General features: G+C 75.6%; 1 protein-coding gene. It reads left to right on the forward strand.

The window, feature by feature from the left end; translation table 11 throughout:
• Positions 1-1,707: condensation domain-containing protein (locus ACWGB8_RS38505; protein ID WP_452218305.1), on the forward strand; the 1,707-nt coding region annotated here is incomplete at both ends.

The following is a 1,707-nucleotide window of genomic DNA, read 5'->3' on the forward strand; positions in this document are numbered from 1 at the left end:
GACCGCCGCGCCCTCCCCGCACCCACCACCACCCACCCCACCGGCCGCACCCCCCACGGACCCCTCGAAACCACCCTCGCCACCGTCTTCGCCGAAGTCCTGGAGACCACCGAGGTGGGCGCGGACGAGGACTTCTTCGCGCTCGGCGGGCACTCCCTGCTCGCCGCCCGGGTGATCAGCCGGCTGCGGGAGCGGCTGGGCATCGAGGGCGGCATCCGGGACGTGTTCGAGGCGCCCACCGTCGCCGCCCTGGCCGCCCGGCTGGCCGGCCGCACCCCCTCCGCCGACCGGCCCGGCCCGGCACCCGTCGAGCGCCCCGAGCCGCTGCCGCTGTCGTACGCGCAGCGCGGTCTCTGGTTCCTCCAGCAGGTGGACGGCCCTTCGGCGACGTACACCATCCCGTTCGTGGCACACCTCGATGCCGCCCCGGACGCCGCCGCGCTGACCGCCGCCGTGGCGGACCTGGTCGCCCGGCACGAGAGCCTGCGCACCGTCTTCGCCGCCGTCGACGGCGAGCCGCACCAGCACGTGCTGGCCCCCGAGCAGACCGAGGCCCCGGTCGTGGTCGCGGACGTCCGGCCGGAGGAACTGGCCACGGCGGTCTCGGCCGCCCTGGCGGTGCCCTTCGACGTGGCCGCCGAACTCCCGTTGCGGGTCCACCTCCTGCGCACGCCGGACGGTGGCGGGGCCCTGGTGATCGCGCTGCACCACATCGCGGGCGACGAGGCCTCGCGCGGCCCGCTGCTGGCCGACCTCCAGCTCGCCTACGCGGCCCGCCTGGCCGGACGCGCCCCCGAGTTCACCGAACTGCCGCTCCAGTACGCCGACTTCGCCCTCTGGCAGGCCGCCCTCCCGCAGGATGCGCCGCTCGACCACTGGCGCACCGCCCTGACCGGACTCCCCGAGGAGATCGCCCTCCCCACCGACCGGCCCCGCCCGGCGCTCCCGAGCGGCCGGGGCGGTCTGGTCGCCCTGTCGCTGCCGGACGAGCTGGCGCTGCGCGTAAGGGAGTTGGCCCGCACCTCGGGTGCCAGCGTGTTCATGGTCGCGCACGCCGCGGTCGCGGCGCTGCTGCACCGGCTCGGCGCGGGCGAGGACGTCCCGCTCGGCACCCCGGTCGCCGGCCGCGCCGGCGAGCAGGCCCTGGACGGCCTGGTCGGCTTCTTCGTCAACACCCTCGTGCTGCGCACCGACCTCTCCGGCGACCCCACCTTCGCCGAACTCCTCGACCGCGTCCGCTCCTCGGACCTGGCTGCGCTCGACCGTGCCGAGGTGCCGTTCGGGCGCGTGGTGGAGGCCGTCAACCCGGTCCGTTCGCTGGGCCGGCACCCGCTGTTCCAGACGATGGTGTCGCACAACACCGTCACCCTGGACACCTCGGTGCTGTTCGGCAGCCCCGCGCGGGTGGAGCTGGTCGACCCGGGCACGGCCCGCTTCGACCTGGAGTTCACCTTCGCCGACTCCTCCCACAGCGACGCCCTGGACCTGCGGGTCTTCTACTCCGCCGACCTCTTCGACCGCGCCTCCGCCGAGGAGTTGGGCCGCCGCCTGATCGCGGTGCTCGACCTGGTGGCGGCCGACCCGTCGGCCCGGGTCGCCGGTCTCGACCTGTTCACCGAGGCGGACCGGGCGCTGCTGGCGCAGTGGAACGGCACCGATCGCGCGATACCCGCCGGTTCGGTGGTCGAGCTGTTCGCCGCCCGCGCC

The sequence above is a fragment of the Kitasatospora sp. NPDC054939 genome, from assembly GCF_053610105.1.